Source organism: Halomonas sp. 25-S5 (genome assembly GCF_029889845.1).
In the GTDB taxonomy this organism is placed as follows: Bacteria; Pseudomonadota; Gammaproteobacteria; order Pseudomonadales; family Halomonadaceae; genus Halomonas.
Genome location: NZ_JARANV010000032.1, coordinates 1 through 16,088 on the forward strand (window position 1 = coordinate 1; position 16,088 = coordinate 16,088).

General features: G+C 69.2%; 19 protein-coding genes and 1 pseudogene. 7 read left to right on the top strand and 13 right to left on the bottom strand.

Annotated elements, in window-relative coordinates; all coding sequences use genetic code 11:
- Nucleotides 1-405 precede the first annotated feature (405 nt).
- The 3 genes from OP498_RS16865 to OP498_RS16875 form a co-directional block, all read right to left on the bottom strand.
- Nucleotides 406-678 carry a Txe/YoeB family addiction module toxin gene (locus OP498_RS16865; protein ID WP_348533495.1) on the bottom strand — a complete coding sequence of 91 codons (273 nt, stop codon included), beginning with the start codon at nucleotides 676-678 and terminating at the stop codon, nucleotides 406-408.
- On the bottom strand, nucleotides 659-931 hold the full coding sequence (locus OP498_RS16870) for a type II toxin-antitoxin system Phd/YefM family antitoxin (protein WP_280549131.1): 273 nt from the start codon (nucleotides 929-931) through the stop codon (nucleotides 659-661). The genes OP498_RS16865 and OP498_RS16870 overlap by 20 nt, the downstream gene beginning before the upstream one ends.
- A gap of 139 nt (nucleotides 932-1,070) precedes the next feature.
- Nucleotides 1,071-1,394 carry a hypothetical protein gene (locus tag OP498_RS16875; RefSeq protein WP_280549130.1) on the bottom strand — a complete coding sequence of 108 codons (324 nt, stop codon included), beginning with the start codon at nucleotides 1,392-1,394 and terminating at the stop codon, nucleotides 1,071-1,073.
- Between the two features lie 116 nt (nucleotides 1,395-1,510).
- Here OP498_RS16875 and OP498_RS16880 point away from each other — a divergent pair, with 116 nt between their 5' ends.
- A complete protein-coding gene (locus tag OP498_RS16880) occupies nucleotides 1,511-1,879 on the top strand; it encodes a pirin-like C-terminal cupin domain-containing protein (protein WP_280554486.1) in 369 nt (122 codons plus the stop codon).
- A gap of 18 nt (nucleotides 1,880-1,897) precedes the next feature.
- On the opposite strand, the gene OP498_RS16885 is transcribed toward OP498_RS16880, so the two are convergent.
- Complete coding sequence (locus tag OP498_RS16885; RefSeq protein ID WP_280554488.1) at nucleotides 1,898-2,563, bottom strand: glutathione S-transferase family protein; 666 nt, start codon at nucleotides 2,561-2,563, stop codon at nucleotides 1,898-1,900.
- 137 nt (nucleotides 2,564-2,700) lie between these two features.
- Between OP498_RS16885 and OP498_RS16890 the strand changes: the two genes are divergently transcribed.
- A complete protein-coding gene (locus tag OP498_RS16890; RefSeq protein ID WP_280554490.1) occupies nucleotides 2,701-2,982 on the top strand; it encodes a DUF503 domain-containing protein in 282 nt (93 codons plus the stop codon).
- 26 nt (nucleotides 2,983-3,008) lie between these two features.
- Here OP498_RS16890 and OP498_RS16895 read toward each other — a convergent pair whose 3' ends face one another.
- Nucleotides 3,009-3,356, bottom strand: coding sequence for a putative quinol monooxygenase (locus tag OP498_RS16895; protein ID WP_280549122.1), 348 nt, complete (start codon nucleotides 3,354-3,356; stop codon nucleotides 3,009-3,011).
- Nucleotides 3,357-3,523: 167 nt separating this feature from the next.
- Between OP498_RS16895 and OP498_RS16900 the strand changes: the two genes are divergently transcribed.
- Both OP498_RS16900 and OP498_RS16905 read left to right on the top strand, forming a co-directional pair.
- On the top strand, nucleotides 3,524-3,994 hold the full coding sequence (locus OP498_RS16900; RefSeq protein ID WP_280554491.1) for a GFA family protein: 471 nt from the start codon (nucleotides 3,524-3,526) through the stop codon (nucleotides 3,992-3,994).
- Between the two features lie 144 nt (nucleotides 3,995-4,138).
- Nucleotides 4,139-5,107, top strand: a complete 969-nt coding sequence (locus tag OP498_RS16905) for a DUF523 and DUF1722 domain-containing protein (protein ID WP_280549118.1) — start codon at nucleotides 4,139-4,141, stop codon at nucleotides 5,105-5,107.
- Nucleotides 5,108-5,346: 239 nt separating this feature from the next.
- On the opposite strand, the gene OP498_RS16910 is transcribed toward OP498_RS16905, so the two are convergent.
- A complete protein-coding gene (locus OP498_RS16910; RefSeq protein ID WP_280549116.1) occupies nucleotides 5,347-5,568 on the bottom strand; it encodes a hypothetical protein in 222 nt (73 codons plus the stop codon).
- Nucleotides 5,569-5,874: 306 nt separating this feature from the next.
- Here OP498_RS16910 and OP498_RS16915 point away from each other — a divergent pair, with 306 nt between their 5' ends.
- Nucleotides 5,875-7,089 (top strand): methyltransferase, encoded by a 1,215-nt coding sequence (locus OP498_RS16915; protein ID WP_280554492.1) that lies wholly within the window; start codon nucleotides 5,875-5,877, stop codon nucleotides 7,087-7,089.
- A 36-nt stretch (nucleotides 7,090-7,125) separates the two neighbouring features.
- Here OP498_RS16915 and OP498_RS16920 read toward each other — a convergent pair whose 3' ends face one another.
- From OP498_RS16920 to OP498_RS16935, 4 genes are all read right to left on the bottom strand, one after another.
- On the bottom strand, nucleotides 7,126-8,250 hold the full coding sequence (locus OP498_RS16920; RefSeq protein ID WP_280554495.1) for an extracellular solute-binding protein: 1,125 nt from the start codon (nucleotides 8,248-8,250) through the stop codon (nucleotides 7,126-7,128).
- On the bottom strand, nucleotides 8,237-10,000 hold the full coding sequence (locus OP498_RS16925; protein WP_280554518.1) for a chloride channel protein: 1,764 nt from the start codon (nucleotides 9,998-10,000) through the stop codon (nucleotides 8,237-8,239). The genes OP498_RS16920 and OP498_RS16925 overlap by 14 nt, the downstream gene beginning before the upstream one ends.
- A gap of 74 nt (nucleotides 10,001-10,074) precedes the next feature.
- Complete coding sequence (locus OP498_RS16930) at nucleotides 10,075-10,482, bottom strand: glutaredoxin (protein ID WP_280554496.1); 408 nt, start codon at nucleotides 10,480-10,482, stop codon at nucleotides 10,075-10,077.
- Nucleotides 10,483-10,609: 127 nt separating this feature from the next.
- Entirely contained in the window at nucleotides 10,610-11,761 is a 1,152-nt protein-coding gene (locus OP498_RS16935) for a ChaN family lipoprotein (protein WP_280554498.1), read from the bottom strand.
- 332 nt (nucleotides 11,762-12,093) lie between these two features.
- Here OP498_RS16935 and OP498_RS16940 point away from each other — a divergent pair, with 332 nt between their 5' ends.
- On the top strand, nucleotides 12,094-13,149 hold the full coding sequence (locus OP498_RS16940; protein ID WP_280549107.1) for a L,D-transpeptidase family protein: 1,056 nt from the start codon (nucleotides 12,094-12,096) through the stop codon (nucleotides 13,147-13,149).
- 6 nt (nucleotides 13,150-13,155) lie between these two features.
- Here the strand turns inward: OP498_RS16940 and OP498_RS16945 are convergent, their stop codons facing one another.
- The 3 genes and pseudogenes from OP498_RS16945 to OP498_RS16955 form a co-directional block, all read right to left on the bottom strand.
- The gene (locus OP498_RS16945; RefSeq protein ID WP_280549105.1) at nucleotides 13,156-13,572 is read right to left on the bottom strand and encodes a RidA family protein; all 417 of its coding nucleotides are present in this window, start codon (nucleotides 13,570-13,572) and stop codon (nucleotides 13,156-13,158) included.
- Nucleotides 13,573-13,841: 269 nt separating this feature from the next.
- Nucleotides 13,842-14,747 carry a cation transporter gene (locus OP498_RS16950; RefSeq protein WP_280554499.1) on the bottom strand — a complete coding sequence of 302 codons (906 nt, stop codon included), beginning with the start codon at nucleotides 14,745-14,747 and terminating at the stop codon, nucleotides 13,842-13,844.
- 31 nt (nucleotides 14,748-14,778) lie between these two features.
- Nucleotides 14,779-15,066: pseudogene (locus tag OP498_RS16955) on the bottom strand (BCCT family transporter); the annotation flags it as partial.
- Nucleotides 15,067-15,443: 377 nt separating this feature from the next.
- Here OP498_RS16955 and OP498_RS16960 point away from each other — a divergent pair.
- Entirely contained in the window at nucleotides 15,444-16,067 is a 624-nt protein-coding gene (locus OP498_RS16960) for a VTT domain-containing protein (RefSeq protein WP_280554501.1), read from the top strand.
- Nucleotides 16,068-16,088: the final 21 nt, after the last annotated feature.

Genomic DNA, 16,088 nt, shown 5'->3' on the forward strand with positions numbered 1-16,088 from the left:
TACCGGACACCCGACGAGGTCTACCTGAGCGGCTTGGGTGGCGGGGCATCCATACCCGATCATTTCAGTGGCCGAAGGGCGACATCGCAGAACGAAGAAACAGGGCAGCGCCGTGCAGCTGCGAACATGGCCGAGGTATTAGCTTAAACTCAGGCAAATTCTGTCTTGACCGTGGGGTCCACTATACCACTCCACTCACCCTGGTTCACAATTCCCCGCCGAGACATACCATCGGGTTCATGATGTCACGCTTCCTACACCCGACGGCACCACCCAGGTGAATCATCAGGGACGCTACATCTAAATAGTGAGTGGCAATGAGCTGTTAACAAGCGGCTTCTGGCGGACAGGCAAAAGCCCCGGCCAAAAAGCGGCCTCCACGTTTGCCTGCCGCAGAGCCGGGCGTTAGGGCTGATCGTAGTGCCCACCAATAGCGAAGATGTAGATGGAATTCTCGTCGAAACGATATATCAAGCGGTCTTTCTGTGAAATTCGTCTGGACCACAGGCCAGAGAGGTTGTGTTTGAGCGGCTCGGGCTTTCCCAAGCCTGACGAAGGATCTGCAGACCGGAGCATTTCCTTGAGCAATCTGCATAATGCTTTGTGCAGTCGCTCGTCCTTCTCGCGCATTGTTTCGTACGCTTCCCAGGTATTACCCTCAAATACCAGTGATCTCATTCAACTGCTCATCGGTCGGTTTATAGCCTTGGCCGCGGGTGTGGGTCTCAAGAGAGTTGGCAATTTGTTGCATGAGATTCTTGCTTTGGAGCACGTGAAGGGTTTCTTGCTCCCGCTCCCAGTCATCGGCGCTCATCACAACAAACGCTTCACCTGCCCGCCGGGTCACCTTGAGCGGTTCGTGCCTGCTAACCACTTGTTCTATGACACTTTTCAGATTATCCCTAAACTTGTTTACGCTGATTGAGTCCATACGGCCACCTTTGTGTACGGAAATACCGTACGACTATACACCGAAAGCCCTAACTAGGCCACGCAGCGCGACCCATATTTCGTTGCGCCGTCGGCTCCACTAAAATCATCACCGCATCGCCCAGTAGCGTGCCCCTGGGTCAGCCTCCGGCGCCAAGGGTCAGCCGCAGGGCCTGCAGGCTGTCGAGCTCGAGGCGGTACTCCTCGGAGAAGGCCGGATGGCCGATCACGCGGATATCGAGGCTCGCCTCGGCGCCGCCGTAGGTGACCTCGGCGGTGACGTGGGTATCGGTGACCAGCGGCGCCATGGGATCGAAATCGACCCGCTTCACCTCCACCGCGGTGAGGCCAAGGCCGTCGAGGTGATCCTTCACGGCGCGCTTGATGCTGACGTCGTAGTATAAGTAGACCCCGCCATAGGCCAGGCCGGCCAGCAGGGTGAGATAGAGAATGAAGCGGACCATGGCTGTCTCCAGGGTGACATTGCCGGTAGGGGTTCTTTGGTGTCCGCGTTTATACCACAGCCGTGGGGTTATCGGGGCCGCCAGGCCCCACGCTGACCTTCTCGCCGCTGGTGGGCTTGGACCTCGCCGCCGAGGCGGCGGCCACCCTGCGATTGGAGCTACGCCACGCGTTCGAGTACGCCGTGCTGCCGCTGGAAGGGGAGGTGACGCTGGACGGCGAAGCGTTTGCCGTCGATGAACTGGCCTATCTGGGCCGTGGACGCGAGACGCTGGAGCTGACGCTGCCGGCGGGCGCCAGGGCGCTGCTGCTGGGCGGCGAACCCCTCGGCGAGGAGGTGGTGATCTGGTGGAACTTCGTCGGCCACAGCAAGACCGAGATCGCCGAGGCCCAGCGTGAGTGGGAGGCCGGCGGCGAGCGCTTCGGCAGCGTTCCGGAATATGAGGGCGAACGGCTGATGCCACCGCCGATTCCCTGGAAGGTCTAGCCTGCCGGCTGCCAGAGGTCAGCGGAGTACCATGGCCTCCGCCGGCGAGACGCCCTGGGCCACGGCGGCGGCATGCTGGGCCTCCAGGGCGCGCTGGAAGCCCTCGCGGGCCTGCAGGCGTGCCCAGTAGTGGCGCACGTTCGGCTTGAAGCGCTCCTCCAGTCCCATGTGGCTGGCCAGCAGCAGGGCGTAGCCCACCGAGACGTCGGCGGCGGTGAAGCGTTCGGCGCAGAGCCAGCGCCGTGTTTCCAGCCGTGGCTCCAGGGTCCGCAGCCGGGAGAGGAACCAGCGGCTGTAGTCCTCCACCACCTGGGGCTGGCGGCGCTCCGGGGGTTCGAACTGGCCGTAGCGCAGCACCAGGGTTTGCGGGAAGGTCAGGGTCGCCTCACCGAAGTGCAGGAAGTTGAGGTAGTCGCCATAGGCGGCATCCTGGCTGGCCACGTCCAGGCCGGCCTCGGGATGGCGAGCGGCGAGGTACTGGCAGATGGCCGCTGACTCGGTCATGCCCACCTCGCCGTCGAAAAAGGCGGGCACCGTGCCCAGCGGGTTGATCGCCAGGAAGGCTTCGTCGTGCACCCGCGGCGGGAAGTCGTGCAGGATCAGCTGATAGGGCAACCCCAGTTCCTCGAGCATCCAGAGGGGGCGGAAGGAGCGGGCGCTGACGCAATGGTGGAGCTGAATCATGGGGTCTCCTGAGCTGATCTTGATCTCCGTCGGGGCAGACGATGGGCAAAGGCTACTATGCTGCCTTCCACCTGGGTAGGCGCCCGGCGCGCCAGGCGCCACTCCGGGAGATGCCCTGCAGGCCAGAGGAGTCCGCCATGCATATCGCCGTCCTCACCCTCAGGATCGCCCTGCCGGGCTGTCGCTCGCTGAAGGAGAAGCGCCAGCGCATGGGCGGCCTGCACGAGCGCTTCGGGCGACACCCGTCGATCGCGGTCTGCGAGAGCGGCGACCTTGACCGCCACGATGCCAGCGAGTGGACCTTCGTGGTGGTGGGCACCTCCTCGCGGGACGTGACGTCGCTGTGCAGCGAGATCGAGGACAAGCTGCAACGCACGGTCGACGGCCGGGTGCTGGAGGCCACCCGCGAGTTCCTGTGAGCCCGACCGCATGGGCCTCAAGGCGGTCAGAGCCTCGGGGCGTCGAAGTCGGCCGGCTCGTCGGTATAAACGCAGACGTTGGCGTCCTCGATGTCGCCGTCCGGGTCCTCGAGGTGGGTCGCGAAGAACGCCTGGATCTCCCGGCGCTGGCAGTGCGCCTCGAAGGCCTCGCGGTTGGCCCAGACCTCGTGGAAGACGATGGGATAGCTCTCGCCCCGGGCGAAGGGGTTGTCGATCTGGCGGGTGACGGTGTAGCGCAGGCAGGCGTCCTCGCGATGGGCATTCGGCTCCAGGGCCTGGAGCGCCTGGAAGACGGCCGCTTCCTTGCCGGGCTTGGGCTTGAAGCTCGCGATGCAGTAGATCTTCTGTGACATGGTGACTCCAGGGGGATGAATGCCGCGCCGACGATAGCAACTTGCCTGCCTCCCCACCAGCGAGAGGTCGCGCTCTTGCCAGCGGGTCCCTGGTGTCGGACATTTCTCCCTGGCGTCCCGTGAAGAGCGGGGCGAGACCCTCACCAACGACCCGGAGGAGTGATCCCATGCGGCTCGAAGGTTCCTGTCACTGCGGCGCGGTGCGCTTCCGCGTTGAATCTCCCCACCCCTATCCCTACCAGCGCTGCTACTGCTCGATCTGCCGCAAGACCGCCGGTGGTGGCGGCTATGCCATCAACCTGGGCGCCCGTGCCGGCACCCTCGAGGTCGAGGGTGCCGAGCACACCCGGGTCTACCATGCGGTGATCGACGGCGAGGAGAGCGCGGGCGAGCGGCACTTCTGCGGCCGCTGTGCCAGTGCGCTGTGGGTCTTCGACCCGAACTGGCCCGAGCTGGTCCATCCCTTCGCCTCGGCGATCGACAGCGAGCTGCCGGTCCCGCCCGAGCGGGTCCACCTGCTGCTCGACAGCAAGGCCTCCTGGGTGGAGGTCGAGGCTCGCGACAACGACCGCTGCTTCGCCGGCTACCCCGAGGAGAGCCTCGCCGAGTGGCATCGGCGCCTGGGCCTGGAACGCTAGCGACTGGCAGCGCGGTATGGCTATGCCACAATGGCGCTGCCCGATGGCCGGGCCGGGGTGGTGCCCAGCAAGCGAGGCACGATGAGCGATGCACGGCGATCTGATGCACGGTGGCTGATGCACGGTGAGAAAAGGAGCGCGGCAATGGCGGAACCGGCGGCAAGCAGGGACGGGATCCCGGTGGGCATCAGCGCCTGCCTGATGGGCGAGCAGGTGCGCTACAACGGCGGACACAAGCGTTCCCGCTACTGCCTGGAGGTCCTGCAGGATCGCTTCGTCTTCGAGCCCTTCTGCCCCGAGCTCGAGGCCGGCCTCGGCGTGCCCCGTGACCCCATCCGCCTGGTCGGGCTGCAGGGCGAGGCGCCCCGCGTGCAGGGGACCAAGGATCCGAGCCTCGACGTCACCGAGCGGCTGGCCGAGGTCAGCGAGGACTTTGCCGCCCGCCACCGTCACCTGCGGGGCTTCATCCTGATGAAGGGCTCGCCGAGCTGCGGGCTTTCGCGGGTCAAGGTCTACCACCCCAACGGCATGCCCAGCCACGCCGACTCGGGCGCCTTCGTGCGCGCCCTGCGTCGCCACTTCCCGGAGCTGCCGCTGGAGGAGGAGGCGCGCATGAACGATCCGGTGCTGCGCGAGAACTTCATCACCCGGGTCTACGCCTTCGACGACTGGAAGCGCCGGGTGGAGGCCGCCCCCAGCTATCATGCCCTGCTGCAGTTCCACAGCCGCCAGAAGTACCTGCTGATGGCCCATCACGTGGAGGCCTATCGCGAACTGGGGCGTTACCTGGCCGAGTCGAGCAAGCTGCCGCTGGAGGAGGCCCTGGCCCACTACCTGCAGCGCTTCATGGCCGCACTGGGCCGTCCGGCGACCCGCAAGACCCACGCCAATGCGCTGATGCACGTGCTGGGCTACCTCCGTGAGGCGGTGGACGGCGAGACCCGCCAGGACCTGCTGGTGGCCATCGAGGACTATCGCCTGGGGCACGTGCACCTGGTGGTGCCGATCCGTCTGCTCAACCACTACGTGAAGCGCCACGGCTCGGACTATATCCGCGAGCAGACCTACCTGAACCCCCACCCCTACGAGCTGGGGCTGCGCAATGCCATCTAACGAGGCGAAGCTTGCTCCGGCAATGGGCACACAGCCTACCTGTGGGAGCGACACTCGTGTCGCGATGGGAGGCCGCAGGCCTCCCCGGCCATAGGCACCAAGCGCCGGGGCGCCTGTCGGCGCCATCGCGCAGCAAGCCGGAACGCCGGACCCTGCGCTCCTACAGGGGCGTTGTCACCACTGTGGCTGGCTACCGGGTGCGTTCAGTTCGACGAGCCCTCAAGGCTGCTTCTTATCGCTCAGGGCTGTCGCTCGTCGCGGGTCGAGCGCAGCAGTACGCGGTCCAGCACCCGGGTGCCGAGCAGGCGCCTGAGGGTGCCGAACAGGTGGGTCGGCACGGTCACGTAGTAGCGCGCCCTGGGGCGCGGGCTCTCCAGGGCATGCATCAGCTTGTCGACCACCGCCTCGGGCCCGAGGGTAAAGCGCCCGCCGCCGTCGTCGCCGGCCAGCCGTGCCTCCACGGCGCGATAGGTGTCGGCATGGGCGCTGTGGGCGGTATCGATATGTGCCTTGAAGGCGCGATAGGCATTCTCGCGGAAGCGGCTGCTGATGGGGCCCGGCTCGATCAGGCTGACGTGGATGCTCCAGGCGCAGGGTGTCGGTCAGCCCTCCAGGGCGAACTTGGAGCAGACGTAGGCGCCGCGGTAGGGCAGGGCGGCCAGGTCCGCCTCGCGCCGGGCAGTGGCGAAGACCCGCCAACCGCGCCCGGTCATGCAAGCCGGCCGCGGAGCCCCTACAATGCGGCCCTGTTCCGAGATTGACACGCCATGTCCGAGACTTCTTCCCATGCCTCCCATGCCGACCGCTTCGCACGGCTGACCGCGCTGCTGGCCGAGTGGCAGCCGCTGTGGCGGCCCATGCCGTTCCAGCATCGCCGGCTCCCTTGGGCCGAGGCGCATCCCGAGCTTGCCGACGGGCTGCGCTCACTCGATGACGCCGAGTGCGCGCGGCTGCAGGCCGACCCTTTCACCGATTCCCCTCTGGCCGAGCGTCTGCCGGTGGCGGAACTCGCGGCCCTGGTCGAGCTCCCCGAGCTGCCTGCCGAGGGGCCGGGCCTGCCGGCGCAGTGGGCCGAGCACATGGGCGGGCGCAAGTGGCAGCAGGTCGCGGCCTTCGTGCCCCGCATGGCCGCGCTGCCGGGGGCCGTGCTGCTGGAGTGGTGCGCGGGCAAGGGCCACCTGGCCCGGACGTTGGCCCGCCGCCTCGATCGTGAGGTCACCGGCCTTGAGTGGCAGGCCGCGCTGTGCCGGGACGGCCAGGCGCTGGCCGAGCGGCAGGGGGCCCGGGTGCAGCTGGCGCAGCAGGACGTGCTGGCCCCCGATGCCGCCCGTTGGCTCACGGCGGACACCCAGGTGGCGGCCCTGCATGCCTGCGGCGACCTGCACGGCCGGCTGATCGAGCTGGCCGCCGAGCAGGGCAGCGCCGTGACCCTGGCGCCTTGCTGCTATCACCGCACCGCCCGGGTGCACTATCGCCCCTTCTCACGGCGGGGGCGCGAGCTGGCCGCCGCCCACGGCCTGTCGCTCACTCGGGAGGACCTGGCCATGGCGGTGCAGGAGACCGTGACCGCCCCGCGCCACGTGCGCCGCCATCGCCAGCGGGCCAATGCCTGGCGGCTGGGCTTCGATGCCCTGCAGCGCCAGGTGCGGGGCCGGGATGCCTACCTGCCGGTACCGAGCCTCGCCTATGGCCGGATGCCCGAGAGCTTCGCGGGGTTCTGCCGCTGGGCGGCCGAGTGCAAGGGGCTGGTTCTGCCGGCGGGCATCGACTGGCACGCCTTCGAGCAGCAAGGTCAGCGACGCCAGGCCGAGGTCACTCGCCTGGAGCTGGTCCGCCACCTCTTCCGCCGCCCGCTGGAGGTGTGGCTGGTGCTGGACCGCCAGCGGCGGCTCGAGGAGGCAGGCTTCCGGGTGGAGCTCGGCACCTTCTGTGCCCGCGAGCTGACCCCGCGCAACCTGCTGCTTCGAGCCTCTCGGGGCTAACTCAGGGGGTGGAGTCACTGGGGCAGGCAGTGCGCGTTACTCCGCCTTCCGCGCCTCAAGCCAGGCCTGGAAGTAGTCGCGCATGCGCCCCAGGGTGCGGGCGTACCAGGCCTCGTCCTTGGCCAGGGCGTTATCGGCGTTCAGCGGATGGGTGGGAGTGTGCAGGCGCATGTCCACGCCGCTGTCGGGATGGGTGGTGACGCGTACCGCCGCCGAGCGACGGGCCGGGCCGTAGGGGATGTGCCGCGACAGGTCGGCGAGGCGCTCGGTGGTGGTGGCGAAGCGCAGGAAGTCGCGGGCCGTCTCTGGGTGCGAGGCGCCGCGGGGGATCGCCCAGGTCTCGTGCTCCTGGACCTGGCCGTCCCAGAGGATCTCGATGGGCACCTCGCGGTTGACCATGGCATCGAAGAAGCGGCCGTTGTAGCCCGAGGCCATCACCACCTCGCCCTCGGCCAGCAGCCGCGGCGGGGTGTTGCCGGCCTCCCACCAGCGGATTTCCTCCAGCTCGTCGAGGCGCGCCATCGCCAGGTCCAGGCCGCGCCGGGTGCTCAGCAGGCCGTAGAGCTCCTCGTGGGGCACGCGATAGGAGAGCAGCGCCCACTCCAGGTTGACCGCCGGGGTGCGCTGCAGCGCCCGGGGCCCGGGGAAGCGCTGCTGGTCGAAGAGGTCCGCGATGCTGTCGGGGCGCTTGCCGGGGAAGGCATCGCGGCGGTAGGCGACCACGGTGGCGAAGATGCTGTGGGTGATGGCGCAGCGCCCGAAGGAGTCCGGCAGGAAGTCCTCTTCCGGCGGCGTGCCGTCCGGGGCCGGTGCCAGCAGCGCGGGGGAGAGCGGTTCCAGCAGCCCCTCCGCGCAGGCGGCCATGGCCTCGCTGCGGGTCATGTCGATCAGGTCCCAGGGGACCTCGCCCTCGGCCACGGCGCGGCGCAGGCCATCGAGCCCCCCATCGTACTGCGCAACCTCGATGGGCGTGCCGGTGGCGGCGGTATAGGGGGAGAAGAGGGCGGCCTGCTGGGCGCGCTCGTAGGCCCCGCCCCAGCTCAGCACGCTGAGGGCGTCGTCCTCCGCCTGGCCGGGCATGGCGGCGAACAGCGCCAGCCCCAGTAGCGCCAACCTCGGTGCGCTCGCCGGCCAACGGCTGCTGTCGTCACCCCGTGCCATGTTCCTCCCGTCTCAGTTCGTCACTATGCGCCAGGTAGGCGCGGGTGATGCTCGACTCGAAGACCACGCCCCGGAAGGCATCGTCCGCGGCGGGGTCGACCACCGGCAGGGCCTCACCGGTGACGTCCTGCAGCTCGGCCATGGCATCCCACAGCGAGGTGTCCGGCTGCAGTACCGGTCGCGCCAGGGTTGCCACCTCGCCGACCCGCACCGGCCCCGTCGCGGCCTCCCGCACGGCCTCCAGATCGGCCAGGCCCACGCAGCCCCGGTAGCGTCCCCGGCCATCGACCAGGTAGCCTTCGCCGTGCCGGGCTCGGCACAGGGCGGTCACCGCCTCGGCCACCGGGGTCTGCGGGTGCAGGGTCACGCAGTCGTCGGTCAGGTGCTCGGCCACCGGGGTGGAGCGCAGCACGGCACGCCCGCGCCCGGCGGAGAGGTCCAGGCCGCGGCGCTCGAGCTGGATGTCGAACAGCGAGCGGCCGAACAGCTGGGCGGCGATGGGGCTGGCCAGGGTCACGCTAGCCAGGGCAGCGGTGGTCAGCGCATAGCTGCCGGTCAGCTCGAAGACGATCAGCAGGCTGGTCAGGGGGGCGCCGATCACCGGCGAGGTCACCGCCACCATGCCGCACACGGCATAGAAGACGAAGGTTTCCTGGGGGGCGCCGCTGAGTTGGCCGACCAGGCTCCCGCACAGGGCGCCGAACAGCATGCCGATGACCAGCGCCGGGCTGAACACTCCGCCGCTGAAGCCCATGCCCAGGCAGAGCCCCGTGGCGGCGATCTTGAGCACCAGCACCAGCAGCAGTTCGGCGCTACCGAAGGCGCCGGCGATGGTGGCGAAGCGCAGGGTCTCCTGGCCCATGCCGAGGATGTCGGGGACCCAGAGGGCGGTGAGGCCCAGCAGGGCGCCGGCCAGGGCCGGGCGCAGCGGCGCGGCCAGTGGCAGCCGCTCGGCGCCCCGGGTGACGGCCAGGATGACGTGCATGTAGGCCCCGGCGACCAGGGCCCCCAGCCCGCCGATGGCCAGGAAGGCCACGAACTCCCACGGGCGGGGCACGGCGGTGTCGGCGACGTGGAAGAGGGCGCCCTGTTCGAGCACATTGGTGGCGATCACGTAGCCGACCAGGGCGGCCGCGGCCACCGGGGCGAAGGCGCGCAGGGCGTAGTGGCGCAGCACCACCTCGTGGGCGAAGACGATGCCCGCCAGGGGGGCGTTGAAGGCGGTGGCGATGGCCGCGGCCACCCCGCAGGCGATGGTGATGTTGTCGTCCGAGCGCCCCAGGCGCAGCAGCCGGGCGCCCAGCGAGCCCAGGGTGGCGCCCAGGTGCACCAGGGGGCCGTACTGGCCCACCGAGGCCCCGGTGCCCAGCGAGACCAGGGCGCTCAGCGCCGAGATGCCCCCCGCCCGGGCCGGCAGCCGGCCGCGGCGGGTCTGCACCGCGGCGATCACGTCGGCCGGGGCATGGGGGCGCCGTTCGGGGATCGCGCGATGCAACAGGCCGACCACCAGGCCGCCCAACGCCGGCACCGCGACCGTGGCGGCCAGCAGCAGGCCGGGGTGGTCGAACATCATGCGGCTGCGCGGCGAGATCAGCAGCAGGTCATTGAGGGCCAGCACGGCGCTGACGAAGGCCGCGGCGAGGAGGGCGGAAACGGCGCCGACGATGGCGCCCAGCAGCACCAGGCCCAGGAAGCGGATAACGGCCAGCGGACCACGGCGAGAAACAGGGCGTACCGGAAGGGTGTCCATCCCCAAGGTGTAGGCGGCCCCTCGGCACAGGGCAAGTGCCGCCCGCCGGCCGTCGCCGCCTCGGGCGTGGCGCGTCAGGCGGCCTGGGCGTCGGCCTTGCCGAAGTGGCGGTGCAGCCAGGCGTTGATGTCGTCGGATTCGTAGAGCCACTCGTTGGCGCCGTCGTCGTGGGCGATCTTCAGGCAGGGCACCTTGACCCGCCCGCCGCCCGCGGAGAGCGCGCGGCGGTGGTCGGGGTCGAGCTGGGCGTCGCGCAGCTCGATGTCCAGGCCCAGGCGGGCGATCTCCTTGCGCACCTTGATGCAGAACGGGCAGGTGCGGAACTGGTAGAGCGCCAGGTCGCGGCACGCCTCGTCGACCCGGGCCTGCGCCTCGGGGCTGCGCTCGACGGCCTGGGGGGTGGAGAGCTTCTCGGAGATCAGCATGACCGGCGCCAGCACCAGGCGCAGGCCGCGGAAGAAGGTACGAATCAGGATTCTCATCGGCGGTGATCTACCTCGCGGACGATGGATGGGTCAGGGGCGCCCATGATGCCTGTCGTGGCCTCAGGTTGCGAGAACGTACGGACGCCGACCCTCTGTGCCACGGCCCACCTCGCCTCCATGGAACTCAATTCGCGGGGGGCGGGAAGCGCGCCAGCACCTCCTGACGCTCGCCGCCGCGACGGATATCCAGTGGCAGCAGGGTGCCGGGGACCTGGCGGCCGATCACGGCGGTGAGGTCGGCGGGCTGCGTCATGGGCCGGCCGGCGGCGGTGACGATGACATCCCCCTCGGCGAGGCCGGCCGCCTCGGCCACGCTGCCGGGGGCGATGCCCTGCACGAGCACGCCCTCCGCGTGCTCGCCGATCAGCACGCCCAGGCGCGGCGGCTCGGGGGGCTGGAAGGGCGACTCGTCGCCCAGCACGTAGAGGGCATCGGCGCGCGCCGCGGGTGGCTGGCAGTCGGGGCCCGGGATCCAGGGCTGCAGGCTGCGGTGGTCGCCAAGGCCCAGGTCGTCGAGCTGGTAGGGCACGCCGTCGCCGTCGGCCAGGTGGCCCTCGCCCATCAGCCCCGCCACCAGGGTGCCGTCCGCGGCGGCATCGGCCAGGGCGGTGGCCATGGCGCGGTCCCAGACCAGCTGGGCCGCGATGAAGCGCTCCAGATCCGCCGGATCGCCGTCGCGCTCGGCATGCTCGGCGTAGATCGCCGCCAGCGACGCCCGGTAGGCGGGCCGAGCCGGGGCCGGCGGCGTGATGCCGAAGCGCTGCTGCTCGGGGACCGCCTCCCAGCCCTCGCTGGCCAGGCGGCCGCGCAGCGCGGGGGTGATATTGAGCGCCAGCAACGGAATGCGCTGCATGCGTGCAAAATGCAGGATCGGCAGGTAGAGGTCGGGGTCGAAGCCCCAGGCCCGACGCCAGTCGCTCTGCTCGAGGAAGGCCGCCTCGTCGAGCGCGCCGGCCACCCAGGCGTCCAGTGCCGGCTGGGCCTCGCGGGGCAGCATCTCCAGGCCGATCATCATCTGCGGGCGATGGGCATGCAGGGCGGCCAGGGTGTGCAGCTGCCAGCGGTGGTGGTCGAGGCGGTCATGCTGCTCGCCGAGCAGCACCACGTCGGCCCCGGCGAGCTTGGCCATCAAGCCGGCGGTGGTCAGCGTTTTGCCGCCGGCGACCTGCCACTGGCCGGGAGTGGGGCAGCCATCGGCCTGGGCGAGCGGGGCCAGCCAGGCCAGGGCAGCCCCGAAGCAGAGGGAGCGGACGGGGAAGAAGCGGGATCGCGACATCGGCGACTCTCGGTGGATACACACCCGTTCAGCCTACCCCGAGGCCCCGTGGGCGCAAAGCGCCGCAGCGATGACGAAGCCACGACTGTTCGGCGATACTGGCGCCGGTGTCGCCCATGGCGGTCGATCCAGGGCCCGCTGCCAGCTGCTGGCCGAACACGCACTGCGCGACATCGCCAGATCCTGCGCGAGGGCTGATGAGCAGGCGCTCCTCTCGCGGCATACGGGTGGCGGGCCCGCCTCGCTCTCGGTTGCCGTGACGCGGGCGCCATGAAACACTGTTCGCAAAACAGCCCCCTTTCCCTGACGACGTCTTCGAGACCATGACCATCATGAACGCTTCCGCGATTTTCCCCCTGGCCAGGCGCTGTCGGCCCCTGGCCCTAACCCTCGCGCTGCTGCTCCTGCCGGCGACGGCCCTGGCCGAGGCGTCGTGGCCCCGCGGCCACTACCCGCTGCCCGAGACGGGCAACATGGTCGGCGAGGTCTATACCATCGAGACGCGTGAGGGCCAGACCCTGCTCGACATCGCCCGCGAGCACAACGTCGGCTACGAGGAGATCCGCAACGCTAACCCGGAGGTCAGCCTCTGGGCCCCCGACCCCGGCACCGAGGTGGTGATCCCGGCGCGCTACATCCTGCCGCCGGCAAAGCGCGAGGGGGTGGTGATCAACGTGGCCGAGCTGCGCCTCTACTATTACCCGGATACCGCAGAGGGCGAGACGCCCCGAGTGGAGACCTATCCCATTGGCATCGGCCGGGAGGGCTTCAACACCCCGCTGGGCGTGACCAAGACCACCATGAAGCTCAAGGACCCGGCCTGGTACCCGCCTGAGTCGGTCCGCCAGGAGGCCAGGGAGAACGGCGAGCCGCCGCCCGAAGTGGTGCCGCCCGGCCCGGACAACCCGCTGGGCCAGCACGCCATCTTGCTCGACATCTCGGGCTACCTGATCCACGGCACCAACCGGCCGGACGGCATCGGCATGCGGGCCAGTCGCGGCTGTATCCGCATGATGCCGGAGACCATCGAGGCGCTCTTCTCGCGCATCGCGGTCGGTGAGCGGGTCAACATCATCGACATGCCGGTGAAGGTGGGCCAGGCGGGCCAGCGCCTCTACGTGCAGTCGTTCAAGCCCCTCGAGGAGCAGGAGAACGGCATGGGTGACCTGCTGGAGGCACTCGGCCAGCTGCAGGCGAACGAGGCGGCGGCCGGCATCCCGGTGGACTATGCCCGACTGCGCGTGTCGCTGGAGGCCAGTAGCTGGCAGCCGGTCGCGCTGGCGCCCCTGCCGGAAGCGGCCATCGAGCCCGAGCCGCTGCAGTGGTTCGACGAGATCCTGGCCATGCGGCCCTGGCACGGCCAGCTGGAGACCCGCCAGGAAGGGTGACAACATTCAGGCGTCCGAGGCCGGGGTTTCCTTGCGCCCGGCGGGGCGTCGCGCCATCACGGTGATCTCCACATGGGCGCCACCGTAGAGGCGGGGCGACTGGGTGCAGGTGCGCGCCGGGTAGCGACGGGCGTCGAAGAATTCGGCGTAGGCGGCGTCCATGTCGCGGATCATGTTGAGGTCGGTGATGTGCACGTCGACCCGCACCACGTCCGCCATGTCGCAGCCGGCGGAGGCCAGCATGCGCTGGAGGCCGCGCATCACCAGACGGGTCTCCTCGGCCATGTCGCCGATCACGGTCTCTCCACCCTGGATATCCTCGGCGGTGAGCCCCGAGAGGAAGACGTAGTCGTCGTCGATCACCATATGGCTGCCGGGGAAGAGCGGCAGGGGCAGGGTGGCATCGTTGTGGTATTGCGGCATGGTGGCGTTCTCGGGGCGGCGAGGGCGGGGTCTCGTGAAGCGTCGTTCAGGTACCCCGGGATGTCCAGTCGGTCCCTCTACGCCCCTTGCCATCGACCAATGGGACGGGCGCCTCGAGCATGGTATTGCTGGTGGCCCTGGATGGCCAGGGGCACCTGCCGCCGGGGGATCACCCGGTGCTGACCGAGGGGCGCGCGGAGCAGCAGGCGGGGCAGTGGGTCTCGCTGGAGGGTTAAGGGTCGTTCGCGTCCAGATGGCGTGCGACTGGCCTATGCCCAGCGCTCGTCGGCGGTAAAGGCCACGGTGAACCAGCGCCGCTCCGGCGGCGGGCTCAGCTCGGCGCTGATCTGCTCGCGGATCTCGTCGAGCACGGCGATGCCCTGGCCCTGCCCGTACTCGGGCGTGGTGACGATATGGATCTCGATGTAATGGCCGCGGCCGGCCTTGGCCACGTGGCTGTAGTAGCGCAGCAGCCCCTCGCGCGCCATCACCGGCGCCATGGCCGCATGCACCTCGCGGTCGATCTCGCTCGGCGCGATCAGCAGCACCTCCTTCATGGCGCGACGCACGATGCCGATGGGCACCGGCATGAAGCTGGCCGTCAGTACCATCAGCAACACCGAGTCCACGTAGGGGGTGACATGCGCCCAGGGGGTGCCCTGCAGGAAGCGGGCGATGATGAAGGCCACCAGCAGCGAGGTGGTGATCAGCGCCGCCATCAGCCAGCCCTGTATGTCGATGCGCACGAACTCGGAGTCCGCCGTGCGATTGATGCGCCGCTGGTAGGCGGTCATGGCGAAGCAGACGATGGCCACCACCACCGCATAGCCGATCGCCAGGTCGAAGGCGAGCTCGCGGCCGCCCTCGCGCAGGTCGAGCAGGGCAGTGAGAAAAGCATAGAAGCAGAACAGCATCAGGATGCTGCCGTTGAGCGCCGCGACCAGTGGCTCCAGGTGCCAGTAGCCGTGCTGGAAGCGATCGCTGGCCTCGCGCACGGCGAGCCGTGCCACGAAGAGCGCCAGCCCCGACATTGCGGCGTCGATGGTGGAGAAGACGCCATCGAAGAGGATCGACTGCGAGCCGGCCAGCAGGCCGAAGGTGACCCCGAGGCTCGAGACCCCCAGGGTCACGAGGATGGAGAGCTTGAGGGCGCGCTGCTCGAGGGTGGCTTGCATGACGGGTCTCTGGGGCGGAAAGCCTTCCAGTCTAGCCGAGCGGGATAGGGCGGGCGAGGGGGGCGACGATGCCCTGTTCCCGCGCCATGGCATAGGCTGCCCGGGGGCCGGCCCACAGTGAGGGCAGCAGCACCAGCGAGACGGGAATCGCGGTGATCACGATGAACTGCTGCAGCGCGCCGATCTGCCCCGCGCCCATATAGAGCAGGATGCCCGCCATCAGCGCCATGGCCAGGATCATCTCGCGGATGGTGCGCCCGCGGGAGATGCGTGCCACGAAGATCGCCATCAGCGGCGGGTAGCCGATGAACCAGGCGAAGCCAGCGCTGATGCTGTCGGCCACCAGGTCGATGTCGTAGAGCGACAGGCCGATGAAGGCGACGATGAAGCCGACCGTGAGCAGCAGCACGATGGGATCGCCCAGGCGCGACAGCGCCGAGGCCCTGGCGGGTGCGGGGGTAGGGTTCGGAGGCATGGGGACGCTCTAGTTGCGGAGGATGTGTGCGTCACTAGGGCGATGGCATTCTAACAATCTTCTACTTAGGTCTAAAAAGATGACCCGGCTTCTACTTAGGTCTAAAGGGATGACCCGGCTCGGCGGGCATGCCACCATGGTTCCCGATGCATGACCGAGAGGCCTTGATGCTCAACGACAGTCCGCCAAGCCGCCCCTGGCGATGAGTGGCGCTCGGCGCCATGCTGCTGATGGCCGGCTACCTGTGGATCTGGCACTCGCCCGAACTGGCCGACCTCCAGCGCTGGGCCGACCAGGCCTCCCACCACCCCGCGGTGATCGTCTCGGTGATCGCGATCATGGCGGTGACCCTGGCCATCGGGCTGCCCGGCAGCATCGGGCTGTGGCTGATCGCGCCCTTCTATACGCCCCTGGCGGCCACCCTGATGCTGACGGTCGGCAGCGTGGTGGGCGCCCTAGGCGCCTACTACCTCGCTTCCCGCTTCAGCGACCGCTGGAAGCCCCGGGGCCTCACTCGCAATGTCATGGGCAAGTTGGAGAAGCGCAGTGACTTGCTGACCCAGTGCGCCCTGCGCGTGCTGCCGGGTTTCCCCCACTCCGTGGTCAACTTCGCCGCTGGCCTGCTGCGCCTGCCGTTGGCGACCTTCGTGATGGCAGCCATCATCGGCCTGAGCGCGAAGTGGGGGGTCTACTCCAGCGCCATCTACGGCGCCCTGGAGGCGGTGGAGACCGAGCAGGCCGTGAGCCCCAGCGTGATCCTGCCGCTGGTCGCCCTGACCCTGCTACTGCTGATCGGTGCCTGGCTCAGGCGTCGAGTCGCAGCCCACGGCCACCCGTTGGGGTAGGATCATACTGCCTCCGCGCTG